This is a genomic window from Microlunatus spumicola (genome assembly GCF_039536445.1).
Lineage (GTDB): Bacteria > Actinomycetota > Actinomycetes > Propionibacteriales > Propionibacteriaceae > Microlunatus > Microlunatus spumicola.
The window spans coordinates 936,549-952,400 of sequence record NZ_BAAAYR010000004.1 but is presented as its reverse complement, the minus strand read 5'-3'; the positions used below and the strand labels follow the sequence as shown (position 1 = coordinate 952,400).

The following is a 15,852-nucleotide window of genomic DNA, read 5'->3' as shown; positions in this document are numbered from 1 at the left end:
CCCCGAGCGGGCGGGCACCAGATGGAGGATCACGTGGCGAAGGCGGCAGCAGGCCGGTCGAAGGCGGGCGGGAGCGGGCTCCGGCTCGTCATCGTCGAGTCCCCGACCAAGGTCGCGAGCATCGCGAGCTACCTCGGCGACGGCTACATCGTCGAGTCGAGCCGCGGTCACGTCCGCGACCTCCCGACCGGTGCCGCCGAGGTCCCCGCCAAGTACAAGGGTGAGAAGTGGGCCCGCACCGGCGTCGACGTCGAGCACGACTTCGAGCCCCTCTACGTGGTCGCGCAGGACAAGAAGGCCACGATGCGCTCCCTCAAGGACGCGCTCGCCCAGGCCGACGAGCTCCTGCTCGCCACCGACGACGACCGCGAGGGCGAGGCGATCGCCTGGCACCTGCTGCAGGAGCTGAAGCCCAAGGTCCCGGCGCGGCGCATGGTGTTCCGCGAGATCACGCCCAAGGCGATCGCCGACGCGGTGGCCAACCTCCGCGACCTCGACACCGACCTCGTCGACGCCCAGGAGACCCGCCGGATCCTCGACCGCCTCTACGGCTACGAGGTCTCCCCGGTGCTGTGGAAGAAGGTCATGCCCCGGCTGTCGGCCGGGCGCGTGCAGTCCGTCGCCACCCGCCTGGTGGTCGAGCGGGAGCGCGAGCGCATCGCGTTCCGCACCGCGTCGTACTGGGACCTGGACGCCGTGCTCGACGCCGGCGACGGGGCCGAGCCGCCGCACTTCCCGGCGCGGCTCACACGCGTCGGGGACCGCCGCGTCGCGCAGGGTCGTGACTTCGACAGCCGCGGCCAGCTCCTGACCCGGTCCAACGAGGTCCTCGTGCACCTCGACGAGGCGCAGACCCGCACGCTGTCGTCGTCGCTGGAGACCGCCCCGTTCTCGGTCGTCGGCGTCGACTCCAAGCCGTACACCCGCAAGCCGTACGCGCCCTTCCGCACCACCACGCTGCAGCAGGAGGCCGGCCGCAAGCTCGGCTTCACGGCGCAGCGGACGATGTCGGTGGCGCAGGACCTCTACGAGGGCGGCTACATCACCTACATGCGTACCGACTCCTCGGTGCTCTCCGACACCGCGATCAACGCGGCCCGCGCGCAGGTCACCCAGCTGTTCGGCGCGAGCTACCTGCCGGCGTCGCCGCGGGTCTACGCCAACAAGGGCAAGAACACGCAGGAGGCCCACGAGGCCGTCCGGCCCGCCGGCGACACGTTCCGGACCCCGGCCCAGACGGGTCTGCGGGGCGACCAGTTCCGGCTCTACGAGCTGATCTGGATGCGGACCATCGCGTCGCAGATGAAGGACGCGGAGGGGTTCTCCACCACCGTGCGCATCGAGGCGACCCCCGCCGGCGCCGAGCCCTGTACGTTCGTGGCGTCGGGGCGCACCCTCACCTTCCACGGCTTCCTCAAGGCCTACGTCGAGTCGAGCGACGAGCCCGACTCCAGCGGCGACGACGCGCAGACGCGGCTGCCGCAGCTGACCGAGGGCCAGTCCCTGCGGGCCGAGTCGCTCACCCCGGCCGGCCACGAGACGCGGCCCCCGGCCCGCTACACCGAGCCGTCGCTGGTGGCCAAGCTCGAGGAGCTCGACATCGGCCGGCCGTCGACCTACGCGTCGATCATCCGCACGATCACGAGCCGTGACTACGTGTTCAAGAAGGGGTCGGCCCTGGTGCCGACCTGGCTCGCCTTCGCCGTGACCCGGCTGCTCGAGGAGCACTTCCCGGCGCTGGTGGACTACAAGTTCACGGCGCAGATGGAGGACACGCTCGACGAGATCGCCAACGGCAACGCCGCGCGGGTCGCGGTGCTGACGGACTTCTACTTCGGTGCCGGCGGCAAGCGCAGCACCGACGCCAACGGCGAGCCCGGTCCCGACGCGCCGGTCATCTCCGAGGAGGACCTGGCCGGCCACGAGGGCCTGCAGCGCCTGGTCTCCGAGCTGGGCGACATCGACGCCCGCCGGCTCTCGACCTTCCCGGTCGGGGACCTGGGCTCGACGGTCGTCGTGCGCGTCGGCCGCTACGGCACCTACGTCGAGGACGCCGACGGGCGCCGCGCGAACGTCGACGACGAGCTGCCCCCGGACGAGCTCACGTACGAGCTGGCGCAGGAGCTGCTCAGCAAGCCGATGGGCGAGGAGCGCGAGCTCGGGACCGACCCGGAGACCCACCGGACGGTGGTGGCCAAGCAGGGCCGCTTCGGCCCGTACGTGACCGAGGTGCTCGAGGAGGACGCGCCCAAGAGCGCGAAGCCCCGCACGGGGTCGCTGTTCGCCTCGATGAGCGTCGACAGCGTCACCCTCGAGGACGCGCTCCGGCTGATGAGCCTGCCGCGCGTCGTGGGCACGCTGGACGGCGAGGAGGTCACCGCGCAGAACGGCCGCTACGGGCCCTACCTGAAGAAGGGGACGGACTCCCGCTCGCTCGAGTCGGAGGACCAGATCTTCGACATCACCCTCGAGCAGGCCGAGGCGGTCTACGCCCAGCCCAAGCAGCGGGGGCGGGCCGCGGCCAAGCCACCGCTGGCCGAGCTCGGTCCCGACCCGGTCTCCGGGCGCCCGATGGTGGTCAAGGAGGGCCGGTTCGGCGCGTACGTGACCGACGGTGAGCTGAACGCGACCCTGCGCCGCGACGACGACCCGACGACGATCACCGCGGAGCGCGGCGCCGAGCTGCTGGCGGACAAGCGGGCCAAGGGCCCGGCGCCGAAGAAGACGACGCGACGCGCGCCGGCCAAGGCGGCCAAGAAGGCACCCGTCAAGAAGGCCGCGGCCAGCAAGACCGCGGCCACGAAGGCACCGGCGAAGAAGGCGGCCGCCAAGCCGCGCGCCACGGCCTCCGCACCGACGAGCTGATGGCCAAGGGCCGCAAGAAGGCGGGCCGGGCCGAGGCGAAGAGGTCCCGCCAGCAGGACCGCGCGGAGGCCCGGCGTGCCCGGCTGCTCCAGGTCGAGGAGCCGCTGCCCCCGGAACCGCCGCCGGTCCCGGGGCGGCCACCGGGCCAGCGTCTGTACGACGTGCCGTTCAGCTCGGTCGAGCCGCGGCTCGTCAACCGGGACGTCGGCCTGCACAACGTCGTCGCCCGTGGCGGTCACAACGCCCCGTACACGATCGACGTCACCCTGCTCGACGCCCCGGACCACCGGCTGATCCGCTCCGGCGTGCTGCTGGCGCACCGCGTGCTGGACGGGCGGGGGGAGTGGTTCCTCACCGCGCCGGACTGGCAGCCGCTGCTGCCCAAGGACCGCATCGAGCTGATGGGCCACGCGGACCTGCCGGACGACCTCGCGTCGCTGATCCGTCCGCTGCGCCGGCGCGCGACCCTCGGCCCGGTCGCGGCCCTGAACTGCGACCGGCGGGAGTTCGCCCTGCGCGACGACGCCGGCACCACCCTCGCGCTGATCCGCGACGACAAGGTGACCGTGCGCCGTGGCGGTCTCACCACGGCCCGCTACCGCGAGGTCATGCTCACCCCGGTCGGCCCGGGCCTGAGCGACGACCAGCGCGCGTCCGTGGACCGGGCGTTCCGCAGCGTGGGGGCCAACCGCGTGCCCCGCTTCCCGCGGCTGGTGACCCGGCTGGGCGCACCGGCCACGGGGTCGTCCGACATCCCGGCCGAGCAGGCGCTCGACGGGAGCATGCCCTTCCGCCGCTTCGTCGGTGCCGTCGTCGGCAACCGGCTCCGCGAGATCGTCCGCTGCGACCTCGCCCTGCGCGGCGGCGACGGGGACGCGCTCGGCCGGCTCTCGGCCGAGGCGGCCGCGCTCCGCGCCGAGCTGGCGGGCCTCGCGCCCGGGCTCGAGCCCTCGTGGACCGAGGACCTCACCGACGACCTGGACTGGCTGGTCGCCGCGACCGGGGAGCAGGCGGTCCGTGACGGGCTCGGCCCGGCGGGGGCGCCGGGCACCCCGGCGGCACCGCTGCGCAGCGAGCGCTACCTCTCCGTCCTCGAGCGCCTCGTGGCCGCCGCGCGTACGCCGCGGCTCACCGTGGACGGCGCCGAGCCGGCCGTCGAGGTCCTGGCCCGCCTGCTCGAGGTGGAGACCCGACGGCTGCGCGAGGTCGCCGACCCGCTGCGGGCCGACGCCACCGACGCGGCCTGGGACCAGGTCCGCCGGGCCACGGACCGGCTGCGCGCGCTCGCGCGGGTGGCCGCGCCGGTCCTGCCCGAGGAGGCGGCCGCCGCCCTGGCCCTGCTGCGCAAGCCGGCGCCGCTGCTCGCGGCCGTCCGGCTCGGGCCGCCGCCCGCCGTCCCGGACCTCGACGCGCTGAGCCCGGCCGAGGCGTTCGCCGCCGGCCGGGAGCACGAGCGCGCCCGGCAGCGCCACCGGCGGGCCCGCCAGGACTTCGTGGAGCGCTGGGCGAAGTCGGTCCGGAAGCGTGGGGCATGACCGCCCCGACCGGGATCTTCGTGGTCTTCGAGGGCGGCGACGGCGTCGGCAAGTCCACCCAGGTGCGGCTCCTCGCCGAGCACCTGGCCGCCGGCGGGCACGAGGTCGTGACCACGTTCGAGCCCGGCGCCACCGCGCTCGGTGCCCTGCTGCGCGGGGTCCTGCTGCACGGCGACGCCGGCGACGTCGGGGCGCGGACCGAGGCCCTGCTCTACGCCGCCGACAAGGCCGAGCACCTGCACGAGCTCGTCCGTCCGGCCCTGGCCCGCGGCGCGGTCGTCGTCTGCGACCGCTACGTCGACTCGATGGTCGCCTACCAGGGCGCCGGCCGGGTCCTGAACCCGGACGAGGTGGAGGGCGTCGCCCGCTGGGCGACCGAGGACCTCCGGCCCGACCTGACCGTGCTGCTCGACCTGGAGGCGGCCGAGGGGCTGGGCACCCTGACCGAACCCGACCGGCTCGAGTCCGCCGGCCTGGACCTCCACGACCGCGCCCGGGCCTTCTTCCTGGACCTGGCCGCCCGCGACCCGGACCGCTACCTGGTGCTGCCCGCCCGGCGCTCGCGCGAGGAGCTGGCCGCCACGATCGCGACCCGCGTGGACCGCCTGCTGTCGGACCCGGCTGGCACACTGCCCGGATGAGCGCGTACGCGCCCGACGTCGCCTACGGCGTGTGGGGAGACCTGGTCGGCCAGGACGCGGCGGTGGAGACCCTGCGCCGCGCGGCCCGCGGCGTCGAGCACGCGATGACCCACGCCTGGCTGGTCGTGGGGCCCCCGGGCTCCGGTCGCTCGAACGCGGCGCGGGCCTTCGCCGCCGCCCTGCAGTGCGAGCGTCCCGGCGGGGTGGAGCCGGGCTGCGGGACCTGCAACGGCTGCCGCACGGCGCTGAGCGGGGCCCACCCGGACGTGACGCTCGTCCGCACGGAGCAGCTGTCCATCGGGGTCGAGGAGGTCCGTGACCTCGTCCGCCGGGCGGCGATGAGCCCCACGATGCGGCGCCGCCAGGTGATCGTCGTGGAGGACGCCGACCGGGTGACCGAGCGCGGCGCCGACGCGCTGCTCAAGAGCGTCGAGGAGCCGGCGCCCGCGACCGTGTGGATCCTCTGCGCCCCGACCTCCGACGACGTCGTGGTGACCATCCGCTCGCGCTGCCGGCTGCTGTCCCTGGCCACCCCGACGACGGACGCCGTCGCCCGGCTGCTGGTCAGCCGGGACGGCGTCGAGCCCGCGCTCGCGGCCGAGGCGGCCAAGGCGGCCCAGGGCCACGTCGGACGCGCACGGGTCCTGGCCCGCGACGAGACGGCCCGCGAGCGCCGTCGGGAGATCCTGCAGATCCCCTTCGGCCTGACCAGCCTCTCGGCCTGCCTGGGTGCGGCGGCCCGCCTCGTCGAGATGTGCTCGGCCGAGGCCACGGCGGCCACCGAGCTGGTCGACGCCCGCGAGCGGGCCGCGCTCGAGGAGGCCCTCGGCTTCGGGACGCGGGGCGCACGTCCGCGCCAGGCGGCGGCCGCGGTCAAGGAGCTCGAGGAGCAGCAGCGGGCCCGCGCCAAGCGCTTCCAGCGGGACGCGATCGACCGCGCGCTGACCGAGCTGACCGGCTTCTACCGCGACGTGCTGAGCCTGCAGACCGGGTCCGGCGCGGCGCTGGTCAACGACGCGCTGGGGCCCCGGCTGGCCACGCTCGCGCGGCGCTCGTCGCCCGAGTCCACCCTGCGCCGCATCGACGCCCTGCTGGGCTGCCGCACGGCGCTGGAGGGCAACGTCGCCCCGCTGCTGGCGCTGGAGTCGACCATGATCACCCTCGTCGAGGCGTGAGCGGCGCGGATCGTCCGTCGGGCCCCGCTCTGTCCTAGTGTTCCGCGCGTGACGTTCTCGCTCGTCTACGTGAGCCGGGTGGCGGCGTCGGTCACCGGTCAGGGCCTCCTCGAGCTGATGTGGGCGAGCAGGACCTACAACGAGGCCGTCGGCATCACCGGCCTGCTGCTCTACTCCGACGGCGGCTTCCTCCAGGTGCTCGAGGGCGACCAGGACGTCGTCGAGTCGCTGTACGCCTCCATCGAGCAGGACCCGCGCCACGACGACGTGACGCTGGTGCGGACCCGCGAGCAGGACGAGCGCGAGTTCCCGGACTGGAGCATGGGGTTCGGTGCCGCCGACGGCGGTTCCGGGGGGCTGCCGCCCGCCGGCGTCCTCCCGCGCGAGAGCGACGCCGAGGCCGTCTTCGTCCGCGACCTCCTCGGGATCTTCGACACCGGTCACTGACCGCCCCGACGAGGCCACATCGACAGCCGATCCCCCGCTCGTGGGCCGCATCCGGACGCCGACCCGCAGCCGTAGTTCAGGAAAACCTCAGTTCCTGCTGCGGCTTGCGCCCTCCGGTGGACGCGCGCCGCGTCGATCGACTAGACATGAGCAGACAGGTTGGGCGCACCTCGCGTGCGGCTCGAACCGTCCCCGACGTACCTGGCGCGGGTGGGCTCCCTGCCCCCCAGTTCGCCCACCCGAGGAAGCCCGGCAGACCCGCATCTGCCGGGCTTCCGTCTTTCCCGGACGGAGCGGCCTGGTGGGGCCTCGTACGCTGGCGCCCATGCCCCGCGTCATGGCGGTGTCGTTCGAGCGCTACGGACGGCTCTACTACCTCGACCCCGGCGAGGCCACGTTCCACGTCGGGGACCGCGTCCTCGTGCCCACGGACGCCGGCCCCGAGGTCGCCGAGTGCGTCTGGGCCCCGGAGTGGGTCGATCCCGAGCAGGGTGCCGGGCTGGTCGACCTGCCCGTGTGCGCCGGTCCGGCGGACGAGGCCGACGTCGCGCGCGACGCGGAGCACCGCCGGCGCCGCGCCGAGGCCAAGCTCGTCGCCCGCCGGTTGATCAAGCGGCACGGGCTGGCGATGAAGATCGTCGGCGTCGACTACCTCGACCCCACAACGGCTCCCGAGGAGCTGGTCGTCTTCTACTTCACGGCCCCGCAGCGGGTCGACTTCCGGTCCCTGGTCGGCGAGCTCGCCCGCGCCCTGGACTCCCGGATCGACCTGCGCCAGGTCGGGTCGCGCGACGCGGCCAGCCTGACCGGCGGCATCGGCAACTGCGGCCGCGACCTGTGCTGCGCCACCTTCCTCAAGGACTTCGAGCCGGTCAGCCTGCGGATGGCGAAGGTCCAGGACCTGCCGCCCAACCCCCTCAAGATCTCCGGGGCCTGCGGCCGGCTCATGTGCTGCCTCAAGTACGAGCACCCCCTCTACGCCGAGTTCGCCCGCGAGGTGCCCGGGGTCGGCGCGTCCGTGGAGGTCGACGGCGAGGCCGGGGTCGTGGTGGCCCACCAGGTGCCCGCCGACGCGGTCCTCGTGCGGATGAAGGACAGCGGGGCGGTCAGCTCGTGCAGCCGGGCCAGCGTCTGCGGCTCGCGGCAGACCTACGAGGAGCGCCCGGAGCCCACCCCCGGCCGCACGAAGGAACGTCGGCGCCGGAGCGACCCGTCCGCGTGACGTCGCGCCGCTCCCCGGTCGCCGTCCGGCTGGCCGGCGTCGCGGTCGTGCTCGTGTCCCTGCTCGCGGGGTGCAGCGCCGGCCCGCCGTCCGGCCCGGCCAGCAGCCCGCCCGGCAGCCCGGTCCCGGGCGTCTCGTCGGCCGCGCCGAGCGGGCCGGTCCTGCCGGACGTCGCACCGACGCCGCCCGACGGCCGGCCGCTGCTGCCCGTGCCCGCGGTCGTGGCCCCCGGCGTCGTCGACCCGCCGCCCGGGACGGGCCTGGCCCGCTACACCGGCCAGCGGCCCACGTGGTCGCGCTGCACGCGGCGGGTGGAGTGCGCGACCGTGGCGGCGCCGCTGGACTGGTCCGCGCCGGACGGCCGGGCGCTCACCCTGACGATGGGCCGCGTCCGGGCCACCGCGTCGCCGCGGCTCGGGTCGCTCTTCCTCAACCCCGGCGGCCCGGGCGGGTCCGGCCTCGGGCTGCTGTCCGGCTTCTCCACGCAGGGGCTGGAGCACTGGGACCTGGTGAGCTGGGACCCGCGCGGGGTCGGCCGCTCGACGCCCGTCCGCTGCTCGAGCGACGCGACGCTGGACCGGCTCTTCGCGCTGGACGGGACCCCGGACGACGCGGCCGAGGCGTCAGCCCTGAACTCCGCGGTCGAGGGCTTCGGCCGCGACTGCCTGGCCGGGTCGGGCGCGCTGCTCGAGCACATCTCGACTGCGGACACCGTCCGCGACCTCGACCTGCTGCGCGGGCTCGTGGGCGACGAACGCCTGCACTACCTCGGCTTCTCCTACGGGACGCAGATCGGGGCCCAGTACGCCGACACCTTTCCCGAGCACACGGGCCCGATGGTGCTGGACGGCGCCGTCGACCTCGGCGACGACTCCCCGGTCGACCAGATCCAGGGCTTCGAGCGGGCGCTCGGCCACTTCGCGAGCTGGTGCGAGTCCCAGGGCTGCGCCCTCGGCCGCGACCGCGCGGACGTGCTCGCCACGGTCCGCCGGATCCTCACCGACCTGGACGCCCACCCGCTCCCGGGCTCGGGTGACCGGCAGCTGACGCAGGCGCTCGGGGTGTCCGGGGTCGTCACGCCGCTCTACGACGGCGCGGCCGGCTGGCCGCGGCTGTCCGCCGTCCTGGAGCAGGCGCTGCGCGGGCAGGGGTCCGGGCTGCTCGGCCTCGCCGACGCCGGGAACGAGCGCGGCGCCGACGGGCACTACGGTTCGGTGGCCACCGCCTTCCCGGCCATCCGCTGCCTCGACAGCCAGGCCCGGAGCGTGGCGGCCGCCGACCGCCGCGCGGCCGGCCTGGAGCGCAAGGCCCCCGTGCTCGGCCCGTTCAACGGGGCCGACGTCTTCTGCCCGCTCTGGCCGGTGGCGCCCGCGCCGAAGACCGGCCGGCTGCACCGGGTGGGGGACCGTCCCGTCGTGGTCGTGGGCACGACCGGGGACCCGGCCACCCCGTACGAGTACGCGGGCGACATGGCCCGGGACCTCGACTCCGCCGTCCTGGTGACGCACGAGGGCGAGGGCCACACGGCGTACGGGTCGAGCGCGTGCGTGCGCGGTCTGGTGCAGGCCTACCTGAACGACGGTCGGGTGCCGCAGGACGGGGTGCGCTGCACCGACTGAGGCCCCGTGGGCCTTGTCGTCAGGCGCGCAGCGCGTGGAACGTGTCGTGCACGCACAGGAACGCGCCCTGCACGACGATGCCCGCACCCGCTCCCGCACGCCCGGGCCGGTCCGGGCTCGCCCGCCACAGCCAGACGCCGCCGGCGACGTAGAGCGCGTCGGCCACGGCGTTGGCCGCGAGGACCCGGCGCAGGGTGCGGCGCTCGCGCTGCAGCGTGGCGGGGGCGTACGGGTTGCCGCGGCGCATCCGTCGCCGGCGCAGGGCGTCGGCCACGACCACGACGCCCGCGTCGACCGCGGCCCAACCGACCTGCTGACGCCCGAACGCCCGCCAGAACGCGTCGCCGCGGGCGGCGAGGGGGAGGCCGACGACGGTGCTGAGGACGCACCAGCCGACCGTGACGCGGGAGAGGGCGCGCTGCCGCAGCCAGGGATCCATCACCCGATGGGACCACGGCGGAGAGGCCCGGGCCGGTGCCGGGGCGTTCGCTTCGACGCCGGGCTCCGCGTTGGGTACAGTAGGCCGTCGTTCGTGAGGCGCTCCGCCGCCCGCGACCGCACGCCGCCTTAGCTCAGTTGGTAGAGCGACGCTCTCGTAAAGCGTAGGTCGTCGGTTCGAATCCGACAGGTGGCTCCAGCCGCCCCGGAGCCGGGGCGCACCCGCTCTCCAGCACCCCTCACACGACGACCGTCATGCCCCCGTCGACGAAGATCGTCTGGCCGTTGACGAAGTCCGACGCGGCCGAGGCGAGCCAGACCACGGGCCCGACGAGGTCGGCCGGCGTACCCCAGCGGGCGGCCGGCGTCCGGCCCCGCACCCATGCGTCGAACTGCTCGTCGTCGACCAGCGCCTGCGTCATCTCGGTCGCGAGGTAGCCGGGGGCGAGAGCGTTCACCTGCACCCCGGAGGCGGCCCACTCGGCGGCCATGGCCCGGGTGAGGTTCCGCAGGCCGCCCTTCGCCGCCGTGTAGGGGGCGATGCCCGGCCGGGCGAGGTCCGACTGGACCGAGGCGACGTTGACGATCTTGCCCCGACCGCGGCTGATCATGCTCCGGGCGACGGCCCGGCCGACGAGGAACGCGCTCGTCAGGTCGGTCTCGATCACCCGGCGCCAGTCGGCCGCGTCGAGGTCGACCATCGGCACCCGGTGCTGGACCCCGGCGTTGTTGACCAGGACGCCGACCTCCCCGACCTCGCTCCGCACCCGAGCGACGGCCGCCTCGACCGCGGGCTCGTCCGTGACGTCGAAGGCGTACGCGTGCACCCGGTCCGCGCCCCACGTCGCGGCGAGCTCGGACCAGGTCCGTTCGAGCCGGTCCGGGTCGCGGCCGTTCAGCACGACCGTCGCGCCCGCCCCCGCCAGGCCCTCGGCCAGCGCGCGCCCGATGCCGCGGCTGGAGCCGGTCACCAGGGCGAGCGTCCCGGTGAGGTCGAAGAGGGCGGGGACGGACGGGACGGGTGCGCTCATCCGGCCATCCCACCACCCGGCCCCGGACGCTCCCGCCCGGCTACGCTCCGCGGGTGCCGACCGTGACCACCGACGTGCTGGAGCTGGCCTACACCGTCCTCGGTCCGGCGGAGGGCGCGCCCGTCGTGCTGCTGCACGGCTGGCCGGACGCGGCCCGCTCCTGGGGGCCGGTCGCCGCGCGGCTGGCCGACGCGGGCCACCGGGTCCTGCTGCCCGAGTGGCGGGGGACCGGGGGGACGACGTTCCGCTCGGCGGAGACGGTCCGGGACGCCACGGCGGCTGCGCTGGCCTCCGACGTCCTCGACCTCGTCGACGCGCTGGGGGTCGACCGGTTCGCCGTGGTCGGGCACGACTGGGGCGCCCGGGTGGCCTACCAGCTCGCCGCGCTGGTGCCCGAGCGGCTGAGCAGCATCGCCGCGCTCGCCCTGGCCTACCAGCCGCGCGGGACCTTCGCGTTCCCGTCCTTCGCCCAGGCGCAGAACTTCTGGTACCAGTGGCTGATGTACGTCGACGCCGGCGCGGAGGCCGTGCGGGCGGACCCGGTCGGCTTCGCCCGGCGCCAGTGGGAGACCTGGAGCCCGCCGGGCTGGTGGGACGAGGCCGAGCTGGAGGCCACCGCCGCGGTCGCGTTCCGGCACCCGGACTGGCCGGCCACGACCCTCAACGGCTACCGCACGCGGTTCCTGGCGGACGAGCCCGTCGACGCCCGCTACGACGACGTCCGCGCGCGGGTCGCGGCGGTCGAGCACCTCACCGTGCCGACGCTGATGGTCCAGGGGGGCGCCGACACCTGCGACCCGCCCTCGGAGTCCGAGGGGCAGGAGGGCCACTTCGACGCGTACGAGCGGGTCGTCGTCGAGGGCGTCGGGCACTTCCCGCAGCGCGAGGCCCCGGAGCGGGTCGCCGACCTGGTCCTCGCGCACCTCGCCGCGCACCGCTGACCCGGCGCGCGGCCCGCGCGCGACCGGCTCAGGACGCGTCGGGCACCGGCTGGGTCAGGGCGTCGAGGTAGCGCGTCGTGGTCGACCGCTGCAGCCGGCGCCCCACCGGGCCGGCCAGCCTCGTGAACCACCGCCCCGGACGGGAGAACGCCCGGATCCGCGCCTCCACGGCGCCGTCGGGGCGCAGCACGACCTCGAAGCGCTCCTCCCCGCGTTCCGGGTGGCCCTCGAGGGTCCCGTACGCGAAGCCGACCCGGTCGGGCTCGGCGGTGACGACCACGACCTCGACGGGCGCGCGGACGGGCACCGGGCCGACGCGCATCCGGAGGACGGCCCGGACGCCGAGCGCGACCTCGCGCGTCGCCGCCACCTCCAGCCCGGCCCGGCGCTGCACCTCCCACGTCAGCACCCGGGCGGCGGCCACGTCGAACCAGTCGCGGCCCTGACCGACCACCCGGGCGACGTCGAGGTGGTGGTAGCCCGGCGGCAGCGTGCCGCTCGTCGCGCCGACCTCGGCGTACGTGAGGGCGGGGTCGGCCGGTCCTGGCGTCGTCACGTCTCCCACTGTGCCCGGCCGGTCCCGGCGCTGAGAATCTTCTGATTCTCGGACTTATCTGCTGCGCCGGGTCCGCGGCGCTGGTTGAGTGCGGACATCGACACGTCAGACCTCGGGGGTCAGGGGTGGCGGCGCCGGGAAGGGTCCCGAGACGCCGCAGGCGCCGGCCTGCGCCGGTGGGTCCTCCGGGCCGGGCTGGTCCTGGCGGCCGGTGCCGCGAGCCTGGCCGTGACGTCGGGTGCCGCGCAGGCGGACAGCGGGTTGAGCGGGACGTTGGACCACGTGTCCAGCACGGTGAAGAAGACCACGAAGGCGGTCACCGGCTCCGGCTCCTCGCACTCCCACTCCTCGAAGGCGTCCCGCCCCTCGTCCGACTCGTCGTCCCGGTCGGGCACGAAGGCGTCGACCCGCCGCACGTCGGCGGCCTCCACCTCGTCGCGGGTCTCGGTCCGCAGGGACGTCGTGCGGCCGCTCGTGCGCACCGCGAAGCCGGTCGTGCGGACGGTGCAGCGGACGACGAAGCCCGTCGTCCGGGTGCAGCCCACGCACGAGCAGCGCGCGGCGGCCGAGAAGGCGCGGAAGCTCGCGCACAAGGCGGCCGAGAAGAAGCGGGTCGAGCAGGTCGACCGCGCGGTGGACCGCGTGACGGCGACCGTGCTCCACGTCCGGAGCCGCCCAGCCACGTCCACGAAGCCCTCCTCGCCGGCCCCGCGGCCGGCCGCCGTCACGCTCGACCTCCGCGGCGTGACCCGGACGGTCGAGAGCCTGCCCGCCGTGCTCCCCGACCTCGACCTGGCCGTGGACCTGCCGGCCGTCGACCTCGGCCTCGTCGCCCTGCCGTCGCTCGGCGTGAACGTGTCCCTGCCGTCGGTACGGGCGAGCGTCCAGCTCCCCGGTCTCGGCGTCGGCGTGGACCTGCCCGCCGTCGACCTCCCCGCGGCCCCGGCACCCGTGACCCTGCCCGGCGCGATCCTGCCCGCCACCACCCTGCTAGCCGCGACGTCGACGACGTCCGACGTGCTCGCGCCGACCACCGGGACGGACCGGACCGCCGGCCTGCTCGGTTCGGTCGGCCCGCAGGCACCTCTCGCTCCGACCGGCGCGTACGACGCCCGGTCGCTGCACTCCGGCCAGGCCGACGGCCTCGGCCGGGCCGTGCCGCGGCTCACCGCCGCGGTGTCGCTGCTGACCACCCCCGGCGCGTCCGGGACCGGAACTGGCGCGGGCCTCGTCCCCGACGGTTCCGCCCAGTCCGGGGCCTCCGCCCCGGTGGTGCCCGCCCTGGCCTCCGCGGCCGGGATCCCCGGGCTGACGGCCCTGCACGACCGGCCGGCCCACGGGCGTCCCGGTCGCACGCTGGAGCTGCTGCGTCAGCCCGGCTTCGCTCCCGACTGACCTTCTTCTTTCCACCCCAGGTGCCTCACCTGCCTCTCCGGCAGGTCGGCACGGCGTCCCTTGCGCGCCGGTTCCTGGGCCCCGCCACCCCACGGTGGTCGGTCGGCCCGCACCCCTGACACCCAGAGAGAAGCAACCCCCATGAACGCATGGTTCACCCGACTGCTCGCAGGAGCAGCGTGCACGGTCGGAGCGTTGGCGCTCAGCACCGGCGCGGCCCAGGCCGACGACCACGACGGCCTCGACCTCGGCATCGTGAAGGTCTCCACCCACCACGGCTCGTCCGAGCACAAGAGCTCGGGGTCGAGCAGCAGCAAGGCCCGCTCCGGAGGCCTGAAGGTCTCCCTCCGTACGCCGGTCAAGGTCCGCGCCGACGTCGACCTCGGCTCGCGCCAGCACCGGACGAGCGTCCGCGTCGGCACCGGCAGCAGCCACCGCCAGCAGGTCGCCGTCCGCGTCGGCTCGGGTTCGCGGAGCAGCGCTCCCAGCGCCACCCGCACGAACCGCAGCCTCGTGCAGGTCCAGGCCCAGGCCCGGGTCGCGAGGGCCGAGAAGGCCGAGAGGACGCAGCGGCTGCACCAGGCGCAGAAGGCGGCGAAGGCGAAGGCCGCCCGGGCCGAGGCGGCGCGGGAGAAGGCCGTCAAGGCGGCCCGCGCGAAGGCGGCGAAGGTCAAGGCGGCGAAGGCACGGGAGGCGGAGCGTCAGCACGCCCTCGACGTCCGGGCCGACGCCGCGCTGCTGAAGGGCCTGGTCCCGGCCGTCCGGGTCCTCGCCGACGGACGGGTCCTCGACCTCCCGGTCCGCGCCTGCGTCCTGGTCAACACCGACGGGTGCGACCACACGCCCGGCCACGCCTCGACCGGGCCCAGCACGGGAAGCGGTGCGGGCAACGGTCCGGGGACCGGCCCCGGCACGAGCCTCGCCCCGGCGCCGCTCCTGACCGCGGTCGTCAAGGCCACCGCGACCGACGTCCCGGTCGTCGGTGACGTCGACGTCTGCGCCCTCGTCAACGCGGGCGGCTGCACGACGGGCACCGGCACCGGCACCACCGGCACCGGTACCGGTACCGGCACGGGGAGCACGGGCACGGGGAGCACGGGCCCGACCGGCACCGACGCGATCGTCACCGCGATCGTCGAGGCCACCGCCGACCTGCCGGTCGTCGGTGACGTGAACGCCTGCGTCCTGGTCAACGCCACCGGCTGCACCACTGGCACCGGCACCGGCACCACCGGCCCGGGCACAGGGACCACGGGCCCGACCGGCACCGACCCGATCGTCACCGCGATCGTCGAGGCCACGGCCGACCTGCCGGTCGTGGGCGACGTGAACGCCTGCGCCCTGGTCAACGCCACCGGCTGCGCCGGTCCGGGCACCGGGTCCACCGGTACCTCTCCGACCCTCCCGGTCCTCCTGCCCCCGGTCGTCGGCCAGGTCGACGCCGACCTGCCGGTCGTCGGTGACGTGGACGCCTGCGTCCTGCTGAACGCCCTCGGCTGCACCTCCGGCGGCACCGGGCCGGTGGGTCCGGTCGTCCCGGTCGTGCCGGTCGTGATCGGTGAGGTCGGGACCGACATCCCCGGCGTCGGCACCGTCGACGCCTGCGTCCTGGTCAACGCCCTCGGCTGCACGGACGGCACGCCGACCACCCCCACCACCCCGACGACGCCGACCACCCCGACCACGCCCACCGTCCCGGGTGACGGGACAGGCGACGGCGACGGGAACGGCGACGGCAACGGGAACGGCGGCAACGGCAACGGCAACGGCGACGGCAACCAGGGTCGGCCCGCCTCGGACGCGCTGTCCCTGACGAGCCCGCAGGGCCTGGGCAGCGACGACGGCCGCGGCTACGACCGGCTCGCGCAGACCGGGGCCGCCTCCGGCCTCGCCGGTCTGCTCGGTGCCGGCCTGCTCCTCCTGCTCGCCGGCCTCGGCCTCACCCTGCGGGGTCGCCGGAGCTAGCCCGCGAAACCTGCCGGGAACC

At 75.5% G+C, this 15,852-nt stretch carries 14 protein-coding genes and 1 tRNA gene; 11 read left to right on the top strand and 4 right to left on the bottom strand.

The genetic code is table 11. From position 1 onward, the window contains the following. Window positions 1–33 precede the first annotated feature (33 nt). The 7 genes from topA (at window position 34) to ABD665_RS17350 (ending at window position 9,504) form a co-directional block, all read left to right on the top strand. A complete protein-coding gene (gene topA, locus ABD665_RS17380; protein ID WP_344742562.1) occupies window positions 34–2,865 on the top strand; it encodes a type I DNA topoisomerase in 2,832 nt (943 codons plus the stop codon). Further along, entirely contained in the window at window positions 2,865–4,400 is a 1,536-nt protein-coding gene (locus ABD665_RS17375) for a CHAD domain-containing protein (RefSeq protein WP_204910181.1), read from the top strand. The genes topA and ABD665_RS17375 overlap by 1 nt, the downstream gene beginning before the upstream one ends. Next, window positions 4,397–5,041: a dTMP kinase gene (tmk, locus tag ABD665_RS17370; RefSeq protein WP_204910180.1), complete on the top strand. Its 645-nt coding sequence runs from the start codon at window positions 4,397–4,399 to the stop codon at window positions 5,039–5,041. Before ABD665_RS17375 ends, tmk begins: the two co-directional genes overlap by 4 nt. After that, entirely contained in the window at window positions 5,038–6,216 is a 1,179-nt protein-coding gene (locus ABD665_RS17365; protein ID WP_204910179.1) for a DNA polymerase III subunit delta', read from the top strand. Before tmk ends, ABD665_RS17365 begins: the two co-directional genes overlap by 4 nt. A gap of 48 nt (window positions 6,217–6,264) precedes the next feature. Continuing rightward, window positions 6,265–6,663: a BLUF domain-containing protein gene (locus ABD665_RS17360; RefSeq protein ID WP_204910178.1), complete on the top strand. Its 399-nt coding sequence runs from the start codon at window positions 6,265–6,267 to the stop codon at window positions 6,661–6,663. A 325-nt stretch (window positions 6,664–6,988) separates the two neighbouring features. After that, the gene (locus tag ABD665_RS17355) at window positions 6,989–7,885 is read left to right on the top strand and encodes a regulatory iron-sulfur-containing complex subunit RicT (protein ID WP_204910177.1); all 897 of its coding nucleotides are present in this window, start codon (window positions 6,989–6,991) and stop codon (window positions 7,883–7,885) included. Next, window positions 7,882–9,504 carry an alpha/beta fold hydrolase gene (locus tag ABD665_RS17350; protein ID WP_204910176.1) on the top strand — a complete coding sequence of 541 codons (1,623 nt, stop codon included), beginning with the start codon at window positions 7,882–7,884 and terminating at the stop codon, window positions 9,502–9,504. The genes ABD665_RS17355 and ABD665_RS17350 overlap by 4 nt, the downstream gene beginning before the upstream one ends. A 19-nt stretch (window positions 9,505–9,523) precedes the next feature. Here the strand turns inward: ABD665_RS17350 and ABD665_RS17345 are convergent, their stop codons facing one another. Then, window positions 9,524–9,943: a DUF6992 family protein gene (locus ABD665_RS17345; protein ID WP_204910175.1), complete on the bottom strand. Its 420-nt coding sequence runs from the start codon at window positions 9,941–9,943 to the stop codon at window positions 9,524–9,526. A 122-nt stretch (window positions 9,944–10,065) separates the two neighbouring features. On the opposite strand from ABD665_RS17345, the gene ABD665_RS17340 reads away from it, so the two are divergent. Then, a tRNA-Thr gene (locus tag ABD665_RS17340) sits at window positions 10,066–10,141 on the top strand. A 40-nt stretch (window positions 10,142–10,181) separates the two neighbouring features. On the opposite strand, the gene ABD665_RS17335 is transcribed toward ABD665_RS17340, so the two are convergent. Beyond that, window positions 10,182–10,973, bottom strand: coding sequence for an SDR family oxidoreductase (locus tag ABD665_RS17335; protein WP_204910174.1), 792 nt, complete (start codon window positions 10,971–10,973; stop codon window positions 10,182–10,184). A gap of 53 nt (window positions 10,974–11,026) precedes the next feature. On the opposite strand from ABD665_RS17335, the gene ABD665_RS17330 reads away from it, so the two are divergent. Next, the gene (locus ABD665_RS17330) at window positions 11,027–11,914 is read left to right on the top strand and encodes an alpha/beta fold hydrolase (RefSeq protein WP_204910173.1); all 888 of its coding nucleotides are present in this window, start codon (window positions 11,027–11,029) and stop codon (window positions 11,912–11,914) included. A gap of 28 nt (window positions 11,915–11,942) precedes the next feature. Here the strand turns inward: ABD665_RS17330 and ABD665_RS17325 are convergent, their stop codons facing one another. Together ABD665_RS17325 and ABD665_RS17320 are read right to left on the bottom strand one after the other, a co-directional pair. Next, a complete protein-coding gene (locus ABD665_RS17325) occupies window positions 11,943–12,470 on the bottom strand; it encodes a DUF1990 family protein (protein ID WP_204910172.1) in 528 nt (175 codons plus the stop codon). A 119-nt stretch (window positions 12,471–12,589) separates the two neighbouring features. Continuing rightward, window positions 12,590–12,952 carry a hypothetical protein gene (locus ABD665_RS17320; protein ID WP_204910171.1) on the bottom strand — a complete coding sequence of 121 codons (363 nt, stop codon included), beginning with the start codon at window positions 12,950–12,952 and terminating at the stop codon, window positions 12,590–12,592. On the opposite strand from ABD665_RS17320, the gene ABD665_RS17315 reads away from it, so the two are divergent. Both ABD665_RS17315 and ABD665_RS17310 read left to right on the top strand, forming a co-directional pair. Next, on the top strand, window positions 12,945–13,865 hold the full coding sequence (locus ABD665_RS17315; RefSeq protein ID WP_204910170.1) for a hypothetical protein: 921 nt from the start codon (window positions 12,945–12,947) through the stop codon (window positions 13,863–13,865). The genes ABD665_RS17320 and ABD665_RS17315 overlap by 8 nt on opposite strands. A gap of 195 nt (window positions 13,866–14,060) precedes the next feature. Further along, window positions 14,061–15,830 (top strand): hypothetical protein, encoded by a 1,770-nt coding sequence (locus ABD665_RS17310; RefSeq protein ID WP_204910169.1) that lies wholly within the window; start codon window positions 14,061–14,063, stop codon window positions 15,828–15,830. Window positions 15,831–15,852 lie beyond the last annotated feature (22 nt).

Coding starts and splice junctions, on each gene's coding strand:
- ABD665_RS17335 (WP_204910174.1), bottom strand. CDS start 10,973: ATGAGCGCACCCGTCCCGTCCGTCCCCGCCCTCTTCGACCTCACCGGG.
- ABD665_RS17345 (WP_204910175.1), bottom strand. CDS start 9,943: ATGGATCCCTGGCTGCGGCAGCGCGCCCTCTCCCGCGTCACGGTCGGC.
- tmk (WP_204910180.1), top strand. CDS start 4,397: ATGACCGCCCCGACCGGGATCTTCGTGGTCTTCGAGGGCGGCGACGGC.
- ABD665_RS17365 (WP_204910179.1), top strand. CDS start 5,038: ATGAGCGCGTACGCGCCCGACGTCGCCTACGGCGTGTGGGGAGACCTG.
- ABD665_RS17375 (WP_204910181.1), top strand. CDS start 2,865: ATGGCCAAGGGCCGCAAGAAGGCGGGCCGGGCCGAGGCGAAGAGGTCC.
- ABD665_RS17355 (WP_204910177.1), top strand. CDS start 6,989: ATGCCCCGCGTCATGGCGGTGTCGTTCGAGCGCTACGGACGGCTCTAC.